This is a genomic window from Acinetobacter pollinis, from assembly GCF_015627175.1.
Classification (GTDB): Bacteria; Pseudomonadota; Gammaproteobacteria; order Pseudomonadales; family Moraxellaceae; genus Acinetobacter; species Acinetobacter pollinis.
Genome location: NZ_VTDQ01000032.1, coordinates 1 through 25,000, shown reverse-complemented (window position 1 = coordinate 25,000; position 25,000 = coordinate 1). Strand labels below are relative to the sequence as shown.

The 25,000-nt window shown below is 34.7% G+C and carries 27 protein-coding genes; 10 read left to right on the top strand and 17 right to left on the bottom strand.

Annotated elements, in window-relative coordinates; genetic code table 11:
* Positions 1 to 246 precede the first annotated feature (246 nt).
* From I2F23_RS10850 to I2F23_RS10840, 3 genes are all read right to left on the bottom strand, one after another.
* A complete protein-coding gene (locus I2F23_RS10850) occupies positions 247 to 1,440 on the bottom strand; it encodes an aldose 1-epimerase family protein (protein ID WP_195772615.1) in 1,194 nt (397 codons plus the stop codon).
* 71 nt (positions 1,441 to 1,511) lie between these two features.
* On the bottom strand, positions 1,512 to 2,324 hold the full coding sequence (locus I2F23_RS10845) for a sulfite exporter TauE/SafE family protein (RefSeq protein WP_228285408.1): 813 nt from the start codon (positions 2,322 to 2,324) through the stop codon (positions 1,512 to 1,514).
* Positions 2,306 to 2,998: an MBL fold metallo-hydrolase gene (locus I2F23_RS10840; protein ID WP_195772614.1), complete on the bottom strand. Its 693-nt coding sequence runs from the start codon at positions 2,996 to 2,998 to the stop codon at positions 2,306 to 2,308. Before I2F23_RS10840 ends, I2F23_RS10845 begins: the two co-directional genes overlap by 19 nt.
* Before the next feature lie 169 nt (positions 2,999 to 3,167).
* On the opposite strand from I2F23_RS10840, the gene I2F23_RS10835 reads away from it, so the two are divergent.
* Complete coding sequence (locus tag I2F23_RS10835; protein WP_195772613.1) at positions 3,168 to 4,367, top strand: sigma-54 interaction domain-containing protein; 1,200 nt, start codon at positions 3,168 to 3,170, stop codon at positions 4,365 to 4,367.
* Here I2F23_RS10835 and I2F23_RS10830 read toward each other — a convergent pair.
* Both I2F23_RS10830 and I2F23_RS10825 read right to left on the bottom strand, forming a co-directional pair.
* Positions 4,364 to 5,050, bottom strand: coding sequence for an LrgB family protein (locus I2F23_RS10830; protein ID WP_195772612.1), 687 nt, complete (start codon positions 5,048 to 5,050; stop codon positions 4,364 to 4,366). The two genes, I2F23_RS10835 and I2F23_RS10830, sit on opposite strands and share 4 nt — an antisense overlap.
* Positions 5,051 to 5,064: 14 nt before the next feature.
* Entirely contained in the window at positions 5,065 to 5,481 is a 417-nt protein-coding gene (locus tag I2F23_RS10825; protein ID WP_211140217.1) for a CidA/LrgA family protein, read from the bottom strand.
* 117 nt (positions 5,482 to 5,598) lie between these two features.
* Here I2F23_RS10825 and I2F23_RS10820 point away from each other — a divergent pair, with 117 nt between their 5' ends.
* Positions 5,599 to 6,486, top strand: a complete 888-nt coding sequence (locus I2F23_RS10820) for a LysR family transcriptional regulator (protein ID WP_195772611.1) — start codon at positions 5,599 to 5,601, stop codon at positions 6,484 to 6,486.
* Positions 6,487 to 6,529: 43 nt separating this feature from the next.
* Here the strand turns inward: I2F23_RS10820 and I2F23_RS10815 are convergent, their stop codons facing one another.
* A complete protein-coding gene (locus I2F23_RS10815) occupies positions 6,530 to 7,141 on the bottom strand; it encodes a superoxide dismutase (protein WP_195772610.1) in 612 nt (203 codons plus the stop codon).
* A 280-nt stretch (positions 7,142 to 7,421) separates the two neighbouring features.
* Between I2F23_RS10815 and I2F23_RS10810 the strand changes: the two genes are divergently transcribed.
* From I2F23_RS10810 to I2F23_RS10800, 3 genes are all read left to right on the top strand, one after another.
* The gene (locus I2F23_RS10810) at positions 7,422 to 8,879 is read left to right on the top strand and encodes a SulP family inorganic anion transporter (protein WP_195772609.1); all 1,458 of its coding nucleotides are present in this window, start codon (positions 7,422 to 7,424) and stop codon (positions 8,877 to 8,879) included.
* A 159-nt stretch (positions 8,880 to 9,038) separates the two neighbouring features.
* Complete coding sequence (locus I2F23_RS10805) at positions 9,039 to 10,406, top strand: ABC1 kinase family protein (RefSeq protein ID WP_195772608.1); 1,368 nt, start codon at positions 9,039 to 9,041, stop codon at positions 10,404 to 10,406.
* Between the two features lie 296 nt (positions 10,407 to 10,702).
* On the top strand, positions 10,703 to 11,995 hold the full coding sequence (locus I2F23_RS10800; RefSeq protein WP_195772607.1) for a dicarboxylate/amino acid:cation symporter: 1,293 nt from the start codon (positions 10,703 to 10,705) through the stop codon (positions 11,993 to 11,995).
* A 59-nt stretch (positions 11,996 to 12,054) separates the two neighbouring features.
* Here the strand turns inward: I2F23_RS10800 and I2F23_RS10795 are convergent, their stop codons facing one another.
* From I2F23_RS10795 to I2F23_RS10785, 3 genes are all read right to left on the bottom strand, one after another.
* Positions 12,055 to 12,546, bottom strand: coding sequence for a hypothetical protein (locus tag I2F23_RS10795; RefSeq protein ID WP_195772606.1), 492 nt, complete (start codon positions 12,544 to 12,546; stop codon positions 12,055 to 12,057).
* Between the two features lie 81 nt (positions 12,547 to 12,627).
* Complete coding sequence (gene fumC / locus I2F23_RS10790; RefSeq protein ID WP_195772605.1) at positions 12,628 to 14,022, bottom strand: class II fumarate hydratase; 1,395 nt, start codon at positions 14,020 to 14,022, stop codon at positions 12,628 to 12,630.
* 97 nt (positions 14,023 to 14,119) lie between these two features.
* Positions 14,120 to 15,127, bottom strand: a complete 1,008-nt coding sequence (locus tag I2F23_RS10785) for an SDR family NAD(P)-dependent oxidoreductase (RefSeq protein ID WP_195772604.1) — start codon at positions 15,125 to 15,127, stop codon at positions 14,120 to 14,122.
* 352 nt (positions 15,128 to 15,479) lie between these two features.
* Here I2F23_RS10785 and I2F23_RS10780 point away from each other — a divergent pair, with 352 nt between their 5' ends.
* From I2F23_RS10780 to I2F23_RS10760, 5 genes are all read left to right on the top strand, one after another.
* Positions 15,480 to 16,040, top strand: a complete 561-nt coding sequence (locus I2F23_RS10780) for a hypothetical protein (RefSeq protein ID WP_195772603.1) — start codon at positions 15,480 to 15,482, stop codon at positions 16,038 to 16,040.
* A gap of 162 nt (positions 16,041 to 16,202) precedes the next feature.
* On the top strand, positions 16,203 to 16,571 hold the full coding sequence (gene tusD, locus I2F23_RS10775) for a sulfurtransferase complex subunit TusD (RefSeq protein WP_195772602.1): 369 nt from the start codon (positions 16,203 to 16,205) through the stop codon (positions 16,569 to 16,571).
* 32 nt (positions 16,572 to 16,603) lie between these two features.
* Positions 16,604 to 16,954 carry a hypothetical protein gene (locus tag I2F23_RS10770; RefSeq protein ID WP_195772601.1) on the top strand — a complete coding sequence of 117 codons (351 nt, stop codon included), beginning with the start codon at positions 16,604 to 16,606 and terminating at the stop codon, positions 16,952 to 16,954.
* A gap of 4 nt (positions 16,955 to 16,958) precedes the next feature.
* Complete coding sequence (locus tag I2F23_RS10765) at positions 16,959 to 17,243, top strand: DsrH/TusB family sulfur metabolism protein (protein ID WP_195772600.1); 285 nt, start codon at positions 16,959 to 16,961, stop codon at positions 17,241 to 17,243.
* 10 nt (positions 17,244 to 17,253) lie between these two features.
* Positions 17,254 to 17,565 carry a TusE/DsrC/DsvC family sulfur relay protein gene (locus I2F23_RS10760; RefSeq protein WP_195772599.1) on the top strand — a complete coding sequence of 104 codons (312 nt, stop codon included), beginning with the start codon at positions 17,254 to 17,256 and terminating at the stop codon, positions 17,563 to 17,565.
* 4 nt (positions 17,566 to 17,569) lie between these two features.
* Here the strand turns inward: I2F23_RS10760 and I2F23_RS10755 are convergent, their stop codons facing one another.
* The 8 genes from I2F23_RS10755 to I2F23_RS10720 all read right to left on the bottom strand — a co-directional run bounded on the left by I2F23_RS10755 (position 17,570) and on the right by I2F23_RS10720 (position 24,925).
* On the bottom strand, positions 17,570 to 18,031 hold the full coding sequence (locus tag I2F23_RS10755; RefSeq protein ID WP_195772598.1) for a hypothetical protein: 462 nt from the start codon (positions 18,029 to 18,031) through the stop codon (positions 17,570 to 17,572).
* 104 nt (positions 18,032 to 18,135) lie between these two features.
* Positions 18,136 to 19,278, bottom strand: coding sequence for an amidohydrolase (locus tag I2F23_RS10750; RefSeq protein WP_195772597.1), 1,143 nt, complete (start codon positions 19,276 to 19,278; stop codon positions 18,136 to 18,138).
* A gap of 10 nt (positions 19,279 to 19,288) precedes the next feature.
* Positions 19,289 to 20,077 carry an amino acid ABC transporter ATP-binding protein gene (locus I2F23_RS10745; protein WP_195772596.1) on the bottom strand — a complete coding sequence of 263 codons (789 nt, stop codon included), beginning with the start codon at positions 20,075 to 20,077 and terminating at the stop codon, positions 19,289 to 19,291.
* A complete protein-coding gene (locus I2F23_RS10740; protein WP_195772595.1) occupies positions 20,074 to 20,994 on the bottom strand; it encodes an amino acid ABC transporter permease in 921 nt (306 codons plus the stop codon). The genes I2F23_RS10745 and I2F23_RS10740 overlap by 4 nt, the downstream gene beginning before the upstream one ends.
* Positions 20,991 to 21,533 (bottom strand): GNAT family N-acetyltransferase, encoded by a 543-nt coding sequence (locus I2F23_RS10735; RefSeq protein ID WP_195772594.1) that lies wholly within the window; start codon positions 21,531 to 21,533, stop codon positions 20,991 to 20,993. The genes I2F23_RS10740 and I2F23_RS10735 overlap by 4 nt, the downstream gene beginning before the upstream one ends.
* Positions 21,534 to 21,547: 14 nt before the next feature.
* Entirely contained in the window at positions 21,548 to 22,552 is a 1,005-nt protein-coding gene (locus tag I2F23_RS10730) for an ABC transporter substrate-binding protein (RefSeq protein ID WP_195772593.1), read from the bottom strand.
* An 11-nt stretch (positions 22,553 to 22,563) separates the two neighbouring features.
* The gene (locus I2F23_RS10725) at positions 22,564 to 23,910 is read right to left on the bottom strand and encodes an LLM class flavin-dependent oxidoreductase (RefSeq protein WP_195772592.1); all 1,347 of its coding nucleotides are present in this window, start codon (positions 23,908 to 23,910) and stop codon (positions 22,564 to 22,566) included.
* 13 nt (positions 23,911 to 23,923) lie between these two features.
* Positions 23,924 to 24,925: an MsnO8 family LLM class oxidoreductase gene (locus tag I2F23_RS10720; protein ID WP_195772591.1), complete on the bottom strand. Its 1,002-nt coding sequence runs from the start codon at positions 24,923 to 24,925 to the stop codon at positions 23,924 to 23,926.
* Positions 24,926 to 25,000: the final 75 nt, after the last annotated feature.

Here is a 25,000-nt window from a genome sequence, read left to right as displayed (position 1 = left end):
TTAATATATGTATTAACCCGACATTCTAAGTAAGCAAGGTTAATTTCTTGTCTTGGTATGTAATAAGTTCGCATAATAGATATTCATGTTAAATGCACTGGTGTTACTTGCAAGTTTAACATCATTGACAATAACCCTGACTAACGCATGAACATTGTCAACGACGAAGCAAGTAACATAATATTGGATTATACGAACTATATGGTATGTAAGACAACACATAACTGATGTGCTGTCTAGACTAAATTATTCTTTAGCTATTGGTGTTTCAACTTGTTTTATTAATTGATTACCTTGAATCTGACTCACTTTTTTCTCAACTTTCTCAATCTGTGAGCGATCGCTTAATAATGAATATGTTAAATCAAAATTTACGCTTTGGCCTGGCGCAAGTTGTTTAACTCTTTTTTGTTCTCGTTCTATATTTACAGGATATGCATAGCTTGTCCCAGGCTCAATTCCTGTCACATAACCTTGCTTTAAAGTATCTGTATTTTTCCACAATGTGAGTACAGGAAGTTGTTGTGTATTAAACTCAATAGCAATACCTTTACTACTATCTTTATTTAACAATGCTGCAATGGTGTTACCATTTTGATCAGCCAATGGCTTCAGATTAAATACCATTTCATCAAAATCTTTAGTTGGTCCTAGATAGCTTTGCCAATCTTTTAATCCTTTTTTTGCATAGTCATTAAAAGGACTAACTTCGCTGACAGGCGCTATAAATTTTGCACCTTCTTCAAGTATAGGCTGTGAGAAGTTGCTGTGATAAATAATTTGATAATCATGAGCATAATCTGCATGATTCGTTAATACATCATGTAGCTTAAAAGAACTATCACCTGGCACATAAGTCAGCTGAGTCATTGTTTGTAAATCAGCTTTTTTAAAGGTACTTTCTTTAATAAGTCCTTTGATATGTATTGCAAAAGGTGGCTTATCATCAACCTCTACTGCTACATAAGACGCTGGTGTATTTTGCGCTTTACCATGTAATGAGTATATTTGACCATCAATAGTGGTTGGATGCCCCGTCCATTCATAGCCACAACGCACAATCATTTCATTAAAACCTTCAAGCCAACCAAGCCCATTTCGACTCTCTAGATTAATATAAGCAGGGTTCACTACCTCTTTGACTGGAGAGTTCCATCCAAGTCGAACCCCTTTTCCTTCAGCATGTAGTAATCCCATACCTCGGGTTGGCGATAAAGCGATCGTTAAACCTGTAGTACTAGTAATGGTAATGACTTTACTTCCCTCTTGTTTTCCTCCATGCAATACTTTTTGTTCTATAGTATAGTTTTGACCAGTAGTCTTCCAATTACCAACTTCAACGCCGTTTTCAGTATCTGTTAGAATATATGTTTTTGCATGGATACTCATTGCACTTAGTCCAATCATTGCACCAAAAATTACACTGTAATATTTTTTCATTTCATATTCCTTATGATTTTGTATGATGCTTTACAGTACATCACTTTGATATATTATTTGATCCTACTGAATTAATATATATAGCCAATTGTCTTATATCCTAAAATAAGTGCAACAAAAATGAGTGTAGAAGAGAAAATAATTTTTAAGATATGACTCGGAATATATTTACATAATAAACGCCCTAGCATTAGGCCGAATATACATGTGATTGTAAAAGCAATTGTTTCAGCATGAGGATATTTGTATCCCTCAGTAATACGTAAAAATACAGTTGATGAACCAATCAGAAAGATCACCATTAAAGAAGTGTTTGTAATGCTATAAAACTTCAAATTCGTCATTTTTTGTAATGATGGTGTAATGACAAAACCACCACCAACACCTAACAAACCTGTGAGAAACCCAGAAAAGATACCAATTGTTCCAAGAGATAGTCTTGTCTTGGCACACCAAATAAAACGACCGGTTTCTTCATTTACTGGACATAAGACTTTATGGTGATGACTACAGTTTTGAGAAAATATTGACCTTAATCCGATGAATAACATAACTATACAAAGTAATATAGTCAGAATATGGACAGGTAATATTTTACTTAAATAGATACCTAAATATATTGAAGGCAAAGATAAAATAGCAATCCACATTGCTGCTTTATAACGTACAGTCTTTTCAATCAGCCCTTGAAATGTCGCAATGCCTGACGAAATAGTAATGGCAACCAATGCTACAGGTGCAGCTTGAGTAACATTCCAATCTTGAGACCACATCAGAATTGGTATTGCCAATATTCCCCCACCTGCACCTGTAAGCCCCAATAAAGTACCTATAAATAGACCTTCAATGGCCAACAAAACTGTCATTATTTTTTCTGACCACATGCTTGGTTCATTGGCAATGCAGTATCTATCTTTTTAGGATAAGGTAAATTGAGATTAAGCATAATATCAATAAACTCAGCTTCGGTTTTACCCTGTCCTAACCTGACATTTTGCTCTTTTTCTTCCTTTATGGTTGAGAACTTTTTCCCATGATAATCGTGTGCAGGATAAACTATTGTTTGCTCTGGAAGTGTAAAAATCTTGGTATGAATACTTTCGTAAAGCTGCTTAGAACTACCATGTTGAAAATCAGTTCGCCCACACCCATTAATTAGTAAAGTATCTCCTGTAAAAACTATATTTTCTTCTTTTAAATAATAACTCATACATGCATTTGTATGGCCAGGTGTAAATATTGCTTCAATGCTATATTTTCCCAATTGGAAAATACAACCATCTGTAATCAATAGATCGGCACAAGTTACATTAGAGTTTCTATGTACGACAGATTTTGCTTGTGTTTTTTCTCTAAGCGGTGCTGCAGCTGTAATATGATCAGCATGTATATGTGTTTCAAAAATATAAAGAAGCTTCAAATCATAATCTTGAATCGTTTTTAAATAAATATCGAGTTCCGATTCCACAGGGTCAATAATAACTGCATGATTTTTTTCATCAGCGACAAGATATGTATAGGTACAACTCTCAGGTTCAAAAAACTGTTTTAAAAACATAAGACCTCACATATCATAATTATTCATATATTAATCATTATATTGCATATATCATGCCACAAAACCATTTAACAAAAAAAATATATTTATCAAAAACTTATAAAATATTTGTAAAATTTAGTGTCAAAATATATGATAATATTGAAACATGAAACAAAAATTATGAAACATGAAACGTCTAAATTTTTCTACAGAGTCAAATTTTAAAAACTTTATTGATCAATATCTTGTACTCAATGCTCACCTATATAGTCATACTTATATTAAAAACGGCTATCACTTTTATATTTTTTCTCCTCACAAAATAAGTGACCTTCCATCTAATTTTTTTAAAAATATCAATTTAATGCATTACATCGAAGCTGAAATTTATGTACAAGCATCCAATATTGGCTATTTTTGTATTATTGAAGATAATTTAGATAACAAGCATGATGAAGACGAGCTTTTTAAATATTTAACTAGTCAATCATCTAAAATGGCACAAGTATTTAATATTTTAAAGAAAGTTGCCAAAACTTCTTTTCCTGTATTGGTTCGCGGAGAATCTGGAGCAGGTAAAGAAAGAATCGCTCAACTAGTTCATCAGTTTGGTAAACGATCAACTCATCCTTTTATTAGCATTAATTGTGCCTCTCTTCATTCCAATATCTTAGAAAGTGAGCTTTTTGGGCATGTAAAAGGCGCTTTTACAGGTGCTATTCGTGACCATAAAGGTGTATTTGAACGCGCAAATCATGGCACCTTATTTTTAGATGAAATTGCTGAATTGCCTTTAAGTTTACAAGCAAAGCTTTTACGTGTTTTAGAAACTGGGGAATTTACACCTTTAGGGGGAGAAAAAACTATAGTGACAGATGTTCGTATTGTTACTGCGACACATCGTGCGCTTAGAGAAGAAGCAAAGCATGGACGTTTTCGTTATGATTTGCTTTACCGTCTGCGTGTCATCCCTATTTTTATACCGCCGTTACGTGAAAGAAAAATAGATATTCCATATTTAGTAGACAAAATTATTAATGAATATTCAAGGGATTATCCAACACAGCCTAAAATAGATCGTGAAGTATTTAAAATTTTTGACACTTATGATTGGCCAGGTAATATTAGAGAGCTGAAAAATACATTACTTTATGCACTCACCATGGCATATGATCGTCCTTCTATTACGGTTGAAGATTTGCCTCAGGAGTTAATTTTTGAATCACTACAGCAATCTTCCGTACAGGTAAATAAACATGTAAATATTACGAAGGAACGACTTACTCAAGTGCTTCAAGAATCGGAATATGATTTAAGCCAAACATTAGATAAGTTAAATATTAGCCGAAGTACATTGTGGCGTTACCGTAAAAAATGGAATATTTAATTAAAAAATAAATGAATTAATGTTGGCCCTAAAATAACCATGAGAATGCCTGAGATTACCATCGTTAAACTGGCAATTACACCTTCTTCATTGTTTCTTTGTTGTGCACGTACAGTACCAAAGCCATGAGCACCACTTCCAAGAGCTGCTCCATTGGCAATATTAGATTTAATACGTGTAAGGGCAAGTATAAAATCACCAAAGATCATTCCAATAAGCCCTGTTAGTGCTGTAAAGAGTGAAACTAATGTTGCAGAGCCATGAATATTTTCTGCAAGTACAATTGCAAATGGTGTAGAGATCGATCTTGCCATGAGACTATGTGTAACCTCACTATCAAATCCAAAAAGTTTAGCCATTTGATATGCACTAAACACACCTACACTCATTCCAACAATAATGGCAACGCTTAGAACAACAATATGATTTTTAATGGTTTCTCGGTATCTATATATTGGTACTGCAAAAGCAACAGTAGCGGGCCCAAGTAAATTAACAATCCACTGTGTATCTTGTGCATATGTTTGATATGAAATACCAAAAATAACCATCAATATAATAGTCACTGTAGGTACAGTAATTGCTGGAGATAACCAAGCTTTAGGATGTTTTTTATAAATTTGTTTGGCAAATAGATATGCTACGACTGTCCAAACAAGACAAATGATTGACCATATATTCATTAACTCACCCTCTCTTATTTTATAGCATTCAATGTATTTGCAGATTTTTTCTTATTTTTGTGTTTCCATTCTTTAAAGCGATACAGAAAGTGAATGGTTAGGCTCGTACTTAACATCACTAACGCCGTTCCAACGACAATACATATTGCCAGTTGCCAACCTTGACTGATAAAAAGCGATTTATATTGAACAACAGCAACAATAATGGGTAAAAAGAAAAGTACCAATTCTCGTAGGGCAGCATTTGCGCCTGATTCAACATGTTCAATCTTTATAATCTTAAAAAATAAACAGAATAGTAAAAGAAATAGACCCAATATTCCTGGAGAAATTGGAAGTTGGAGTTTTTTTTGTATTATTCCACCAATAAACCAAAAGCCAAGTAACCCCAAAAGTTGTAGAAAGGTCATAAGTAAACTTTTTATATTCATCTATCTACCTAATAATTTATCGATTAGCTTTATTTTAATGTAAGTTATATATAGACAATATGATTTATCTCATAGAAAATTATTCTAAAATGGCATAATAAAATAATTGAGTGGTGTATGGTTTCGCTAAAATTATTACAAAGTTTTGTGACTCTTGTGAAAACTAAAAGTTTTACACGTACTGCTGAAACATTACATATTACACAGCCCACTGTTAGTAAAAATATTGACCAACTTGAAAATGAGCTTCATGTAACTTTATTTGTTAAAGCAGAATTAGCAAAAAAAAGAACCATTAAACTTACAGAAATTGGTCAACGAGTTTATATTCATGCAATTAAAATTTTAAATAATCAGCAAGATTTATTAATAGATATCCAAAATTATCGAGATTTAAAAGTAGGTACATTACGCATGGGTGTTCCTCCTTTAGGCGCTCAATTATTAACATCGACCTTATTCGACTTTCATCAAAAATGGTCTGATATTGAATTGTCATTTCTAGAGGTTGGCTCTAAGGGTATAGAACAAGCACTCATTAATCATCAATTAGATGTCGGTGTTTTACTTGCTCCTATTGATGAAGAGAAGTTTTATAAAATGGAGATATGCAATTATCCACTGATGGTTGTTGTCCGAAGTGACTCTGAATGGGCAAAAAAATCAATCATTTCGCTTGAAGAATTAAAAAATCAATCTTTCCTTTTATTTCAGGAAAACTTTTCATTAAATCAACGCATTTTAGATGCATGTAAATTACATGATTTTGTACCGAACATTGTCTGTAGAAGTAGTCAATGGAACTTATTGGCAGATATGGTATTTGCACGTATGGGAATTACATTATTACCAAAATATTATACAGATTTATTAGATCATAGATTCTCTGCAATACCACTGCATCGACCGAATATTGAGTGGCATTTAGTTATGGCATGGCGTAAGGATATCTTACCCTCACCCGCCGTTAATGCATGGCTCGAAAGTATGAGACAGAATTTCTAAAAAAAGGGCAATAATTTGCCCTTTTTTATAAGTAAAATATCAATTATGCAATAGCATCTTTATAACGTCGTGCAACCTCATCCCAATTTACAACATTGTAAAAAGCAGAAATATACTCAGGACGACGGTTTTGATATTTTAAATAGTAAGCATGTTCCCAAACATCTAGACCAAGAATCGGTGTATTACCACTCATTAATGGAGAATCTTGGTTTCCACTACTTTCTACAATAAGTTTTTTCTCGGGTGTTACACTTAACCATGCCCAACCACTACCAAAACGGCTTAAGGCTGCTTTGGTAAATTTATCTTTAAAAGCTTCTAGACCACCTAGGTCGGTTTCAATTGCTTGTGCCAATTCAGCTTTAGGCTCGCCACCACCTTGAGGACTCATTACTGTCCAAAATAATGAGTGGTTTGCATGGCCACCGCCGTTATTAATAACAACATTCTTAATATCTTCAGGAACTTCATTTACCTTAGAAACAAGTTCTTCAACACTAAGCTTTTCCCACTCGGTACCTTCAATTGCGGCATTGATATTATTAATATAGGTTTGATGATGCTTTGTATGATGAATTTCCATTGTTTTTGTATCAATGTTTGGTTCTAGTGCATCATATGCATACGGTAATTGCGGTAATGTATAAGCCATTTTTCTATATCCTTGAATATAAATAATAATTACTATCAATTACAGTACGACATTTTTTTAACAAAGACAATCCGTCCATTTATAAATTATGTATGTTTTTCTGTAAATCTAAATTACATTGTCTTGTAAAACCCATGCTATCATTATTCATAAATCTTATTCAGCATCGAGAATCGGTGCATCAGAATGTCTCTTATAACCTTTCGGTTAGAACTTAATTTTCAGAAATTTAAATGTACTCAAGTAAATTCTTTGCTAGGGTACGATTATGGATTTGTATATGCTCGCAAATTATAAAAAAGAATGGTTCTCTAATATTAGAGGAGATGTACTTGCAGGTCTGGTTGTTGGACTTGCACTTATTCCAGAAGCAATTGCCTTTTCCATTATTGCAGGTGTAGATCCGAGTGTTGGTTTATATGCTTCGTTTTCTATGGCTGTTGTCATTGCATTTGTTGGTGGACGACCAGCTATGATTTCTGCTGCCACTGGGGCAATGGCCTTGTTGATGGTGACTTTGGTCAAAGAACACGGATTACAATACCTTTTTGCAACAACGATTCTTACAGGTATTTTTCAAATTATTATTGGAAAAATTAAACTTGCTAAACTCATGCGGTTTGTATCGAAGTCTGTTGTTATTGGTTTTGTTAATGCATTAGCAATATTAATATTCACAGCACAATTACCTGAACTAACACATGTTCCTTACTTAGTGTATGGGCTCGTTGCTTTAGGACTCGCGATTATTTATCTATTCCCCAGAATTCCTAAAGTAGGTTCACTACTACCCTCACCTTTGGTGTGTATTGTTGTAATTACTTTAATATCTCTTCTTTTCGGTTTTCATATTAGAACTGTTGGGGATATGGGCCATCTTCCAAATAGTCTACCTATTTTCCTAATCCCTAATATTCCTCTAAATTTTGAAACATTCACTATTATATTTCCTTATGCGATTGCAATGTCATTTGTTGGATTATTAGAGTCTATGATGACTTCTACAATTATTGATGAAATGACAGAAACACATAGTAATAAATATCAAGAATGTATAGGACAAGGTATTGCTAATATAACTACTGGTTTTATGGGAGGTATGGCTGGCTGTGCCATGATTGGTCAGTCAATGATTAATGTTAAATCTGGTGGACGTGGTCGATTATCTACATTTATTGCTGGTATCTTTTTACTTATTTTGGTCGTTTTTATTAGCAGTTGGCTGAAAGTCATTCCAATGGCTGCTTTAGTCGCCGTGATGATTATGGTTTCTATAAGTACATTTGAATGGAAATCCCTTACTCAATTTACAAGAAATCCTAAGAGCAGCAATATCGTAATGATAGCAACAGTAATTGTTGTGCTATTTACACATAACCTTGCTTTAGGTGTATTAACGGGTGTACTCCTCTCCGCACTTTTTTTGGTAAAAAAACTAGAAAATCAAATGAGCGTAAATCATTTCATTCAAGACAATACGATCATCTATGAAATTAAAGGGCAAATATTCTTTAGCTCCTCAGAAAAATTTCTTAAGTTTTTTAATTTTGATGAGAAAAAAGTAAAGAATATTGTTATTGATCTAACACATGCTCAAGTTTGGGATATTACTTCTGTTTCTGTTTTAGACTTAGTGGTTGATAAGTTTAAGAAGAACGGTTTTTCCTGTTCTATTGTTGGTTTAAATGATGATACTTTATTGATTATAGATAAGTATGGTAGCCATTCTAAATTATAAATTTAATTTACTTAGGCTATTTAAATTGAATTGTTATAGAAGTTTAACTGAGGTTTTTTAATACGGATATATCGGTTATTTTCCGATACAATATAAGAAAATATATGTATTGATATATCCGTAAATCAATTCAGTGCACCCAACTAAAGGATTTTCACTATGTCTGATCAAAAAGATATATTAAAAAACTTAAAAACATCTTCTATTGATCGACGATTATCTATCGCGAAAGCATCATTTCTTGCGGGGACACGTTGGGCAACTTCAAATGCAACTTCCTTTTTCTCAAGTGAAAAGGAAAAAGAAAAAAAGAGAAAACAAGTTCTCCGAGAACAAGCACGATACCTTGTTTCTGAAATTGGTAAATTAAAAGGCTCTATTGTAAAAATAGGTCAAATGATGGCGCTATATGGCGAGCATTTCTTACCTCGCGAAGTGACAGAAGAATTAAATACATTAAATAACCAAACAATTGCATTAGACTGGTCGTCTATTTACCCTCACGTTCAAAATGAGCTAGGTAACAAGATTTCCGATTTAGAGATTGACCCCCACCCTATTGGCACCGCTTCACTTGCACAAGTACATCGTGCCAAAAGAAAATCAGATAATTTAGATATTGTATTAAAAATACAATACCCAGGAGTGGCGAATGCAATAGATTCAGACATGAATCTATTCAAACAGATGCTAAAACTTACACATCTTCTTCCTCAGACTAGAGAGTTTGATCAATGGTTTGAAGAAGTACGTGAAATGATGCATCGTGAAGTCGATTACCAGTTAGAAGCAGCAACAACGAAACGCTTTTCGGAATATCTAAAAGATGATCATCGCTATATTGTTCCGACTGTCATTGATGAGTATTGTACAAGCCAAGTATTATGCATGACTTACGAAAGTGGTATTTCTGTGAATAATCCAGAAGTACTCTCTCTTTCGCAAGAACGGCGCAATTTAATTGGTGAAGCAGCTTTAGAAGTAGCGGTAAATGAACTCTTCGTTTGGGGAGAAATGCAAACTGACCCTAATTTCGGTAATTACTTGGTTCGATTAGCCAAAGCAGATGATGAAATTGATCGCATTGTATTACTCGACTTTGGCGCTATAAGACAGTTTGATAAAAACCTTCTTTCTGTTGCACACGACTTGATCCTTGCAGGATACCATCATGATCTTGATAAGATGGTCTTAGCCATGCGTGGTTACTCGTTCTTTGAACAAATTCCGGTAAATATTAAACCAGACATGGCCAAAGTCTTTTTAGTAGCAACAGAGCCATTTAGCTCTATACAAAATAATCCTGACCTACCTGAAGGTGTCATGGATACAGAAAATAGATACGATTGGAAGCGTAGCCATTTGCACAATAGAGTAATGCAACGTGCAAGTAAATCTATGGCTTCACGTTATTTTAGTATCCCTCCTAAAGAGTTTATGTTTATCAGTCGAAAGTTCATTGGTGCATATACTTTTATGACAGTGATTGAAGCTAAAACTAATCTTCGTAAAATGATACGCGTTTAATAACTGAGCCCAGAGTTAATTCTGGGTTTTTTTATGTCTTTCGCTTAAGTGCTTAGGCTATTTTAGGTAATTCGACTAAAGTATATGGCCATCATTATTTGCTATAAAAACGCATTAATTTTAATTTAAGTGCATGAATTACATAAAATAAATTAAAAAAACCAGCTAATTAATCTGTTTTTCCTCTTTCTATCATTTCTTTTTTGAATAATGAACATTTCGACTTGTAATAGTTTTTTGAGTAAAATCCGAATTAATTGATATTTTAAGTTTTAGAGTAAAAGGATGATTCAATAATGGACGTTCACGATCACCATACTTCTGGTAAAAAACCTAAATTTTACCAAATTCTATATGTCCAAGTTATCTTCGCAATTACGATAGGTATTTTACTTGGTCACTTTTATCCTGCGGTTGGTGAAAGCCTTAAACCTCTAGGCGATGCTTTTATTAATATCGTGAAAATGATTATTGCACCTGTAATTTTCCTCACAGTCGTTACGGGTATTGCAGGCATGAATAATATGGGAAGTGTAGGACGTGTGACTGGTAAAGCAATGCTTTACTTTGTGACATTCTCTACCCTCGCTTTGTTTGTGGGTATGATCGTAGCAAATATTATTCAACCTGGTCATGGCCTTAATATTGACCCTGCTTCACTTCAAGGCGATAAAGTTGCCCAATATGTAGAAAAAGCACATGATTCTACAATTGTTGGCTTCCTAATGGGAATTATTCCAAAAACACTCATTAGTCCGCTTGTTGGTGGAGATATTTTACAAGTTCTTGTCGTTGCAGTTTTATTTGGTATTGCACTTGCTTCTACAAGTAAGCAATCACAGCCGATTATTGACTTTTTAAATACCTTAACCGTACCAGTATTTAAACTGGTGGGCATGCTAATGAAGCTTGCACCAATTGGTGCATTTGGTGCAATGGCTTTCACTATTGGTAAATACGGCGTAGGTTCAATTGGTAACCTTGCATTGCTCATTGCAACGTTCTATATCACATCATTATTATTCATACTTATTATTTTAGGGGCTGTCGCTAAGTATAACGGCTTCTCTATTATTAATCTGATTCGCTATATCAAAGATGAACTTTGGTTAGTATTGGGCACAAGCTCTTCTGAAGCTGCTTTACCTAATTTAATGAAAAAAATGGAAAAAGCAGGTTGTGAAAAATCGATTGTTGGTCTAGTTATTCCAACAGGTTATTCATTTAACTTAGATGGTACAAATATTTATATGACCATGGCGGCGTTATTTATTGCTCAGGCATGTAATATTGACTTAACCATTGGTCAACAATTAACACTACTCCTCGTTGCTATGATTAGCTCTAAAGGGGCTGCAGGCGTTACTGGTGCAGGATTTATTACACTTGCTGCCACTTTGTCGGTAGTACCAGACGTTCCAGTTGCAGGTATGGCACTTATATTAGGAATTGACCGTTTTATGTCTGAATGCCGTGCATTAACCAACATTATTGGTAATGCTTGTGCAACAATTGTTGTGGCACGTTGGGACAATGCTTTAGACAAGGAAACATGTGATCGTGTTTTAAAGCAACATCATGCAGATTAATACAGCCAATTAAAAAAACCGCCTGAATGGCGGTTTTTTTATGATGATAATACCCGTAATTATAAAGTGGCATTTAATATTTTTGATGATACATAGTTTTTCCATAAACCGTGTAAAGTTGGTAGATAGAATTTTTCACCTACCTCTATTAGATCAGCATCAATAAGGGCATGTAAATTTTGCAAAAAGAGATAATCTAGTTCAACAGTTTTTAGCTGAGGATGTTTCTTACTATATTCTTGTCTTTTCGCTTTTGCTTGTTTAACGAGCTTATCGGCATACGGTCTATTTTTAAATTGTGCAAGTGCAGTTAAACGCAACTCTACAATTCCCCATCCACTGACAAGCAGTTGGAAAATTTTAAAATCAACCTCTTTAGACTCCCACTGCATTTTTTCCAAGTCATTATCTTCAGGTAATACAGGAAGTAGAAGCTCCATAACACTTGGAAAGATTTTTTTAAAATTTAAGATAAATTTGACAGGATGATCACCTGGATAATCTTGAAATTGAATATGTTGTTTTGCATCTGTTAAATAAATATCAAGCATAAAATGATCATCAGCACTTAAAAATTATTGCTATTGTAAAACATAAGCATAACGATTCAAAATAGCTGATGATCTTAGTGTCTATTTCACATTCGGTGAAACCATATTCTCAGGTTTGACAACTTCATCGAACTGTTCTTCTGTTACCAAATTTAATGCTACAGCAACTTCTTTAAGTGTTTTACCTTCCTTATAAGCAGTCTTTGCCACTTTTGCTGCATTCTCATAACCAATCACAGGGTTTAAAGCAGTCACTAACATGAGAGAGTTATGTAAAAAATAATCAATCTTTTCATGATTTGCCTCTATACCCACGGCGCAATTTTCATTAAAACTATTACATGCATCGCCTAAGAGACGAATTGACTGCAATAAGTTAAATGCAATCACGGGCATAAATACATTCAGTTCAAAATTACCAGATGCGCCAGCAACATTAATTGTTGTATCGTTTCCTAACACCTGTGCAACAACCATCGTCATTGCTTCACTCTGCGTTGGATTAACCTTACCTGGCATGATACTTGAACCAGGTTCATTTTCAGGAATTCTAATTTCCCCAAACCCACACCTTGGCCCACTTGCCAACCAACGTATATCGTTTGCAATTTTATTTAGACTAACTGCCAAGGTTTTTAAAGCACCAGAGGCAAAAACTGCCGCATCTCGGCCGGCAAGCGCTTCAAATTTATTCGGAGCTGTCACAAATGGAAGGCCTGTTAGTTCAGCCAATACGTCTGCAGACTTCTGCGCATATTGAGGATGTGCATTTAAGCCTGTACCTACAGCTGTACCACCTAATGGCAGTTCATATAAACCCTGTAGAGCCTGATCTATACGTACCAAGGCATGATCAAGTTGCGATACATAACCACTAAACTCTTGACCAAGTGTTAACGGCGTAGCATCTTGCAAATGAGTCCGTCCAATTTTCACAATATCACTAAAGTACTCTGATTTTTTTGCAAGCGTTTCTCTTAGAGCTTTTACTGCAGGAATTAAAAGTTCATTGATATGTAAGCTAGCCGCAACATGAATTGCTGTAGGAAAAAAATCATTTGTAGATTGCGCACGGTTTACATGATCATTTGGATGAACTGGCTTTTGGGAACCAAGTGCATTACCAAGTTTTTGATTTGCAATATTGGCAATTACCTCATTACAATTCATATTACTTTGTGTACCTGACCCTGTTTGCCATACGACAAGTGGAAATTGATTATCCCATTGGCCGTCGATAACTTCTTCAGCAGCTACAACAATATGGGAAGCCAACTCATGAGGAATCTGTTCAAGCGTTGCATTTGTTAAAGCAGCAGCTTTCTTTACAAGTCCCATACCTTTAATCATTATTCGAGGTAAGTGCTCTTGACCAATCTTAAAGTTTTGTAAACTTCTTTGTGTTTGAGCCCCCCATAAAGCATGTTCAGGAACTTCTACCTCACCCATTGTGTCATGTTCTATACGTACACTCATTGATGTTCTCACCGTTTAGTTATATCCATATGTCATTATTTTATGATAAACAATCGAATCACCATAGTAAATAATAATAATTATCATTTATTTAAATCTAAGTCGTATAAAATGCCCATTGATGTTGAATAATATCACCTATCCCTCTGTGAGGAGTCCAATCTAAAATCTGAGTAGCCCTCTGAATACTCCCATTTACTCTTTCGAGTCCATGATAATGATTAGCTTCATAAGGATGTTTCACAATAGGAATATCTACCTGTAGTGTATTTTTAACATGTTCAATAAGCTCCAAAATACTATAAATTTGAGGGTGTGTAATATTAAAAACTTCGAAAGTATGATGTGGTTTATTTGTATAAAGCCAATGAATCGCAGAGATTACAGCATCACACACATCTAAAATATGAATAAAACTTCGCTCATCTGAACCATCACTCGTTATTTTATTTTCATATAAATCGATATGAGTACGTTCATGATTTGCTACTTGCAGTAATAGACCTAAAATTGTTTTAGGGACCGGTGGAATAAACTCACCTAAAAAACCTTCCTGAAAAGCCCCTGCAACATTTGACAAGCGAAGTATCATGACCTGCCATTCAACATCTGTTGTAATCAGATCTTTAAACATCGTTTCAATCATTTGCTGAGATTTAAGATACGGATTATTCGATATATAATTTAAAGATGTTTCTTCTGTAAACTCAGTACCAGAACTACCATAAACCATCACACTCGATAGAAAAATAATTTTTCGAATACCAGCACGTTGCATGGCACGAATTAAACTGATAGATGAACTGAGATTATTATTATAATATTCCACAGGCTTCAGATGAGATTCTGAAACTGACTTAAACCCTGCGCAGTGAATGACTAAATCAACTACATATTGTTCTATAAATTTGTTCAACGCAGGCGTATTACGCAAATCGCCATCAAAAAAAGGAATCGTATGGCCTGAAATTTGTTGCAGACGCTCTAACATATGTATATTACTATTGACCAAATTATCAACAATAATGATCTCTTTGCCCTGTTTTAATAAAGATAAGGCAAGATGTGAACCAATAAACCCAAGACCACCTGTAATTAGAATCATTATTTATTACTCCTTTGATTATTTGGTATTTATTTAATGCAAATATTCAAGGTTAGATACGGTATAAAAATATCTATACTTGTTCAGTTTGAATTTATAGATGTAATAATTTCTTTCATTTCATTTTTACACAGCTATTGATTGCTTTTCAGTCACTTTAATGATGCTTTTAGTTATAAAAACCATCGAAATGTTGAATTCATTAAAAAATTACTATCTTTACAAAATTACATTAAATAATTATATATTATATTTTTTAAATATATAATATATATATCAGATAAAGCGTAATTTATCTTTTTTGGCTGTATTTTTTATCTTTTTTTATTTATTTTTTTCAAATGGAATTTTTATGAAATCTTTCTTTATTTTTAGTGTATTGGGTTTAACATCAATGACCTATGCTTATGCACAAGCACCATCATCTCTCACATCAAATATAACAATTGAAGATATCAATCACCATCAAACCAAATGGTGCGATGCGCTTATAAATATAAGTAAAACCTATCAAGAAAATGGCTTGGCCGAAGCGAAAAAACAAGCATCTCAAATGATTGATGAACAATACTTAATTACAGACGGAGATCTATTATTTAAACCCACTTTATCTCAAACACCACAGACTTTTAGAACAACGAAAGAAGGTGCACTAGCCTATTTTGTAGGTGATAATCCAAACTTTCCAAACGACAAGGGATTCGCCTTAAAAGGTTGGAAAAAATGTAATATCGAAAATTATGTTGTAAAGAACTTAGGTAATACGGCGCTAGTTATGGGGAAAACACACTTAGAAGATAAATATGGAAAAACCACAAATGTAGATAAAACTTGGGGATTTGTAAAAGATCAAGCTAGCAATCTTAGAGTATTTTTACATCATTCATCTTTAGAATATCAACCTCAAAAATAATATATCGCCATACATCCTGATCATTTAAGTATTTTTAAATGATCAGGCCTTTAAAGACTTAACTTTTGCTATAAAGCTGACCACCTTGATTTAGACGATGATTAAGATTGATCAGATTCATTGTATACTAATTACAATAGAATACTTACGGGTGAATAATTAATGAGTACACTCATTTTAATGACAACTGCACCGACTTCTTCAATTTCATGGCATGCTCTGGGACTTGCGCAATCATTAGAAAAACAAGGTCTACCATTGAGTGTATTTTTCTATCAAGATGCCGTACATATTGCAAATGCATTGAATTGGATGCCAGATGATCAACGTAACCTAACACAAGAGTGGCAAAAACTTAAAGTTCGACTTCCTGTATGCGTGAGTGCCGCACTTAATAGAGGTATTACAGACCAAGAAAATGCAATACGCCACCAACTCTCACAATCTAACCTTGCAGAGCGATTTGAGCTGGTTGGCCTTGGAGAACTTGCAGACGCCATACAATCGAGTGAACGTGTCATTCAGTTCTAAATGTATATAGATTCAAAAAAAGAGGGATTGATGTGAAAAGTGTACTTATTGTTTTAACACAACCCAATATTACGCAGTTACAAACCAATGAAAGTTTATCTGCTGCACTGGTCATGGCAAGTTTTGGATGTCAAACTACGATACTCCTCAAAGATGCAGCACTTTCATTATTGCAAGATGGCCTAACATTTAATAAAAATGAAAATATTGTGAAACCTGCTTCTGCAATGAGAGAAAGTTTGGAATTCTACGATATAGAAACAATCTATATCCAAAAACAAGATAGCAGTCATCCCTACGTTCTTCATTCAAAACAGCACATGACCTACATCGACTTCAATGTGAGTTTTCTTCAAACATTCGATCATATCTTATATTGGTAATTTTATGACGCATCGTATTTATTTAATACAAAGTGAATATATAAAGACAGCCACCCATCTATTGTCTTTAAAGGATATCGCAGAACCAAGCGACCCTATTATTTTAATGGGCGATGCTGTACTTCACATTCATTCGCCCTTGCTCGCAATGTTTGAAAATGTATATATCATTAAAACAGATCAGCCCTTAGTTGCGCATCTGCCATGCCCTAAAAATGTAGAAATTATTGACTATGATCATTTTGCTGAACTGGTTATTCACACCAAGCAATGTATTCGAATGAACTAATAGGATAGATATGAAGTTAGAGCTCGACCAAGATGGTCATTTAGTAAACTATACCGACTGGAATGAATCCGTTGCCCAGCAATTGGCAGAAAGTTTAGATCTCCATTTAACAGCATGGCATTTCAAAGTGTTAAACGGCGTTCGTCAGTTTTACCAACAGTTTGGTTATGCACCTGCAACTCGTCCGCTTATTAAATTCCTCATGAAAACGGTAGATGGTGAAATCACTAATATGATCTTACAACAACAATTCAATACAGGCTTAGTTGCACGTCAACTGAGCAGACTTGCGGGAGTGCCCAAGCCTGCAAATTGTTTGTAACCCATTAAGGTAAAATGCGCTTTAGATTTACAAAACATTGATTACCATCGGCAGAAGTACAAAATTGTAGATTATTTTGATCTTTCCAATGGACATAGTACTGTGCTACATCTGTATTCACTTCTGTTCTTTGTCCTGAACAATCTGGTTGATTGTTATCGAACTTCATTTGAATAGCTAAAGCGCCAACTTTTACATTATTGTCAGGAGACGGCTGATAGTCATATACACCCGTTGCCCATTCTGAAGCACTGTTAATGACCAAACGATTACCTGTCTTAAAGTTATAAAACTCCATACATTTTTTATTATTTGGAAGTTCAATTCCCCATAAACCATAGATTACTGGTCTAGGTACAATCGTAATATCATCAGCAGTCACATTTGGAGTGGCTTTAGGTTGTGTTGTTGCAAAAACAATTGTCGAGCTTATAAGCAATAAACTTGCTGTGAATAATTGCTTCATATTCGCCTTTTATTAAGTATTTATATAACTTTGTTTAAATTAACACAAAAACATGAAATTCCAACAAAAGATACCCGACCTTTTTGTTCTATTTTTTTAACCCTTTAAGATTGCTGTTCATCGATAAATATTAGTGCACGTTCAGCAAGTCGCGCCAAGTAGATACTGCTAGGCAAAATAATATTTGTATCAATTTTAAACTTCGGGTGATGCAATGGATAAGGACCACCAGAGCCAATCATAATAAAAGCACCATCCATTTTTTCTTGATAAAAAGAGAAATCTTCTCCAATTGGACTTTTTTCAATGGTCTGACAGTCGAACTGATGATCCTGTGCAACCTCTAATGCAAAACTCGACCAATTTGCATCATTCATTACAGAAGGCGGCCCTGATTGCCAGTCTAAATGAATATTTACAGCAAATGTTTTTTCAATACCTTCTAATATTTGCCTTATTTCATGTGCTATCTGTTCACGTACATGCACATTAAAAGTTCGAACAGTTCCCTCTAAAAAAGCAGTATCTGGAATAATATTCCATGTTGTTCCACTATGTACCTGCGTTAAAGAAACCACTGCATTTTCACTAGAGTTAATTCTTCTACTAATAATAGTTTGAAATACCTGAATAATATGTGCAAGAACAATTAAAGGATCATTGCCATCTTGTGGTCTTGCAGCATGGGTACCTTTAGCCTGTATATGAATTGAAAATCGATCTACGCCCGCAGTTAATGCACCTGCTTTACATCCGATTATTCCAGCCGCTAGAGTTGGATCATTATGAATCCCAAAAATAGCTTGTATATTCTCTAAAACACCTGTTTGAATAATTTCCAGTGCACCCGTACCCACTTCTTCGGCAGGCTGAAAAATAATACGCACGCGCCCTTTGAGCTTATGCTCACTCTCTTTTAATAATATTGCCGCTCCCAACATTGCCGTTGCATGAAAATCATGGCCACATGCATGCATAACACCATCTTCTTGAGAGTGATAATGAACATCGACTTGTTCTTGAATCGGCAATGCATCTATATCTCCACGTAATGCAATACTATGCTCCCCCTGACCAATCTCTACCACGATACCTGTTTTTAAAGGTAAATCTAAAACGTTAATATGATGTTTTTCCAGTTCATCTTTCAGTTTTTTAGTGGTTTTAAATTCATGATTCGACAGTTCTGGATATTGGTGCAGTTCATGAAAAACTTGATGTAGATAGCTTTCTAAATGGTGTGACATAATCAACTCTCTAAGACAATACACTGGCCAAAAACTTTTGTGTTCTCATTTCAGATGGTGCAAGTAAGACCGAATCTGCTGTTCCCTTTTCTACAATCTGTCCTCGATCCATAAAAATAACGTAATCTGCAACTTCTTTTGCAAATGCAATTTCATGCGTCACCACAACCATCGTTTTTCCTAATTTTGCTAAGTTTTTAATGACATTCAACACTTCACCTACAAGCTCGGGATCTAAAGCAGATGTTGGCTCATCAAATAAAATGACTTTAGGGTCAAGTGCCAATGCTCGAGCAATCGCAACACGTTGTTGCTGGCCTCCAGACAATTGCGTTGGCCATGCATGAATCTTTTCTTTTAGTCCTACCAATGTCAGTAAATCCTCTGCTTTTTGAATAGCCTTAGATTTACTATAGAGTTTATGAGCAACTGGAGCTTCAATAATATTTTGCAATACGCTTAAATGTGGAAATAAATTGAAATTTTGAAATACAAATCCTATTGCTTTACGTTGTTTTAAAACTTCCTTTTCCTTTAGCTCATAGAGTTTATTATTTTTCTCACGATAACCGATAAATTCACCATCAATCTGAATATAACCTGCATCTAATTTTTCTAAATGATTCAACGTACGGAGTAATGTTGATTTACCTGATCCTGAAGGCCCAATAATAACAGTAACCGATCCTGCAGGAATATCTAAGGAAACATCATTCAAAGCCACATGCTGTCCATACTGTTTAACAACATGTGTAACCTTTATATGTCCCTGAGAAGTTGGCTTATAATGGTCTTTCATACTTTTTCTCTCAGGATCGCAGACTGAATTGGCGAAGATTTTTTAAATGATAAAAGATGACTCATCGTTAAATGCGGTACACTAGCTGTAATAGGCTGTCTTAGTTTTCTTTCAAGGGCATACTGTAAAATAGAAAAAAAGCTCGTAATAACGGTATACCAAACGGCGGCAACCATAAGTAACGGAATAACCTCTTGGTTACGGTTATAAATCATTTGTACTGTGTAAAAAAGCTCTGGCATTGCCAATACATAAACGATAGCCGTTCCTTTAGATAAATTAATACATTCATTAATCATTGCAGGTAAAATGCTACGAATCGCCTGAGGCAAAATAATACGTGTGGTTCGGTGCCACCATGAAAGTCCTAGTGCCGTAGAAGCTTCAATTTGACCACGATCAACAGCCTGTATACCACCTCGAATAACCTCTGCAGTATATGCACTTTGTACTATGGTTAATCCAACCAATGCCGTCATAAACTGATCAAGTACATTTACAGTTTTATATTCACCATAAGACAGGTGTGTAAAAGGTATGCTTAGCGAAATATTCTCATACAAGTATGAAAAATTATATAAAATAATGAGAACCACCAATAAAGGTAACGAACGAAAAATCCAAATATACCCCCATGCCAAACTACGAATAAACCATGATGAAGATAACCGCATCATTGCAACCACACCACCTAAAATAAAACTAAGGATCATGGCAAAAAATGTCAGTTTCAATGTAATGAATAAACCATCTAAAATAGCTCGATCAAAAAACCAATGTTTAAAAACAGTCCATCCCCATTTTTCATTAAAAAAAATGGAATGTAGTATTGTCACTATGACAAAGAGTGAAAGGATTATCCCGACCCATTGCCAAGGATTTTTATGAGGGACAATTTGATATTGTGATTTATTCATACGATGTCCCCATAAGTTAATTGTTTTTCGAATGGTAAGCTTCCGTCATAAGGGTCTTGACCATAATGATCAAAATTAAACTCATTATTGACTTCAAATAAAGGCCGATACGCTAAAGCTAAATATAATTTGACAGCTGGAATTTGCTTAAAACCTGTTGTGAGATAGATTCTTTTATATCCTGCCATTTTTGCTTGTTTTTCTAATTCCAAAACCACTTTTTCCGCAATACCTTGCTTTCTAAAGTCTGGATGTGTCCATATGCGCTTTAACTCGGCTGTTTCATGGTCATAACGCTTATATGCTCCCATAGCTATAACCTTGTCTTCATTTTTTAGTGTAATAAATAAACCATGAGGAGGCTGATAAAGCACAGCGGGCTCATATCGTTCTTGATGTTGTTTATCTTGATATATTGCTAATTTGCCATGCTTTGATAAAACATGATGATATATTTCAAAATATTCTTGAAACAGCCCATCTAACAATGGTTGTACGTGATCTGCGGCAATTGATGTCGGAATAAATTGAGTATTCATATGCTGATCTCCTTTTATTGATCGCCCAAACCCGGTGGATTAATTTCCGAATCAGATACAGCCTCTGTTTTAACTCCCCAACGATCTAATATCTGTGAATATTTTCCATTTTGAATCACACCATTGAGTGCAATTTGAATTGGCTCTGCAAGACCACTACCTTTTTTCACAGTGACGGCAATATCTGCACGGCGTGGCCACCCCCCTTTAATTAATCCCGCCAAGTGAATTTTAGCGCCGTTTAATGCTTGCCATGCATAAATAGCATTTGGCCCCAAAATAGCATCTGCCCGCCCCGATTGAAGGGCTAAACTTGCGGATGCATTATCGTTATAGTAAAGCGCTTGAGCAGGCTTTAACCCTTTTTTCTTATTGTCCTCTATCCAAGTTAATAAAACTTTTTCCTGATTTGTGCCTGCCCCTACAATAACTTTAAGTCCTGCAATATCATCAGCATTTTCAATTTTTTTAACCTGACTCTTATCTGAAACATAAATACCCAAAACATCTTGACGATATGTCGCAAAATCAAATTTCTCTTTTCGTTCTTTAGTTACAGTAATATTAGCCAAAACAGCATCGTATTTACCACTACTCAGTCCTAGTGGCCAATCTTCCCAAGAACTCACCACAAGTTTAAGTTTTAATCCCAAACTGTCTGCAATTAAACGTGCAATATCTGCTTCTGTTCCAATCACAGTTTTATTATCTGGCGCCATAACAGCAATTGGAGGTGATCCAGCATAAGTACCGACTGTAAAATAGCCTGCTTCGACAAAGTGATAATTCTTAGGAATTTTTGCAATCGCATTTTGGTTTATATCGGTATCGATTGGAGTCGTATTTTCCAGTAATATTTTTTGCTCGGATGTAGAGGGTGTATTTGTAGAGCTGACAGGTGATGAGACTGCAATGTCAGAAGATACTTTTTCATTTTGGATATTGTCATGATTACACCCTGTTAAATACAGACCAGTTGTAAGAATGCTTAGTGTTAAAAAGTTTTTATATAATTTCATTTTAAATTCTCTTAGGCTATTTTTTCTTTTTGTTGAATGGTTTGAAACTGATTATTAGGCCTAGACAACTGTAAATTTTCACGTAATGTTGTGCCTAAATATTCTGTTCTATAAAGCCCCTTTTTTTGTAAAATCGGTATAACTTGTTGAATAAACTGCGTTAAGGTATTTGGTGTTGCACCTTGAATAATAAATCCATCTGCTGCATTTTCCTCAAACCACTCTTCTAGCTGATTTGCAATTTCTAACGGCGTGCCAGTAAATGGAGGCTTCGGTGTCGCCCATGCCAATGCTGTCTGACGCAAAGAATATCCATTTTCCTTAGCGATACGTTTAATTTCATCCGTAGTACTTCTAAAACTATTTTCCCCAAGCGTACCTAAGTCTGGAAATGGGGCATCAAGTTCATATCTTGAAAAATCATGATGTTCAAAAAAACGTCCCAGATAATCTAAAGCATTTTCAATCGACACCAACGTTGTCATTTGTTGGTACTGCTGTTCAATATCAGCTTGATCTTGACCAATAAGCACACCAATGCCTTGGAAAATTAATAAATCATTTTCCTGTCGCCCGTAACTCTTTAATTTTTCTTTTACACTACGATAAAAGGCTTTGGCCTCTACTCGATGATGCTGATGGGTAAAAATTGCATCTGCATGTTTAGCAGCAAGATCTTGACCACTTATTGATGCACCAGCTTGAAAAACAATAGGTCTATCTTGAGGTGTACGCTCAATGTTTAATGGGCCATGTACTTGAAAATACTTTCCTGTATGTTGAATGGCATGTAACTTGTTTGGATCAAAGAATTTCCCCGTTTCTTTATTACGAACAAAAGCATGATCTTCCCAAGAATCCCATAATCCTTTCACTACATCTAAATATTCATCTGCAATTTCATAGCGCTGTTGATGGGCAGGATGCGGTTTATTATTGAAATTTTTAGATGTCCCTTCCAAAGGTGTGGTGACAACATTCCAACCTGCTCTTCCACCGCTAATATGGTCTAAACTTGCAAACTGACGAGCAACATTAAAGGGTTCACTATAAGATGTAGAGACCGTACCAACCAAGCCTATTTTTTGTGTAACACTTGCAAGGGCAGATAATAAAGTGATTGGTTCAAAACGATTCAAAAAATGTGGAATTGATTTTTCATTGATATATAAACCATCTGCAATAAAGACAAAATCAAACTTTGCTTGTTCTGCTTGTATGGCAATATTTTTAACAAAATCTAAATTAATACTGGCATTGGCAATCGCATCAGGGTGTCGCCATGCAGACATATTTCCACCTGCACCTTGTAGTATTGTTCCAAAATGAATCTGCCTACTATACGTATTGATAGTCATTTTATTTTCCTTATTACGATGCAATGGCATGCTTTATCTGAGTTAAATGTTGTATGAGCAAATCTAAAATATGTTGTCTTTGTTTATGATCTGCCAATGGAATATCCAGAATGAACTCATCAACTGGAAAGTTTTGATAATATTGATCAAGAGCGGATATGACTTGTTGAGCAGTTCCTTTTAAAACAGTTAAAGGTTCTTTTACTAAAGAAATTATTTTCTTATTTGCTTGTTGTGCGAAAGTATCTGCCATAGCTTTATTAAGTACTTTAAAGCGTTGACCATCTTCTAATTCAAGTGTCCAAACCTCTAAGTCTTTTGCCAATTCATTCGCATGCTTTTCTGTCTCTGCAATAATAATTTGTAATGCAATAATGGCTGTACGTTGAGGTGCTTTCTGTTTAAAAACCTGCAAAGACTTTCTGAGCTTTTCAATATCACCATTCAAATGCGCTGCAAACACAAAATTCCAATTTAGCTTTGCAGCAAGTAATGCACTCTCTTCACTGCCTCCTAGTAAAAAATACTCTGCTGGATGTTCTACTTTCGGATACACGGTTAAAGATGATTTTCCCTGAAGATAATCATTTAAAAGTGTCAACTGATCTTGAAATGTCCCTTTTTGACTCGGATTCACCGCATATTGCAATGCTTTAGTAGAAACTGGCATACCACCTGGTGCTTTTCCAACACCTAAGTCCACACGATTTTTTCCCAAAGTTGCTAAAAGGTTAAAGTTTTCTGCAACTTTATAAGGACTATAATGTTGTAGCATTACCCCCCCAGACCCCAGTCGAATAGTATGAGTTTGAGGCAATAACCATGCTATTAATAACTCTGGTGATGTACTGGCGTATTGCTCAGAAGCATGATGTTCTGCAAGCCAATAACGTGAAAAACCTAATATTTCGAGTTTTTTAACTAACTCCAGTGTATGTTTAAATGCCTGTTCACTAGACTCATTATTTGCAATCGGACATTTATCTAAAAAACTTATATTATATTTAAGTGACATATTTATTTAAGAATAAAAATAATTTCCATTATTTAAATGGATTTTAATTAAAAACATAAATAATAAAATAATAAC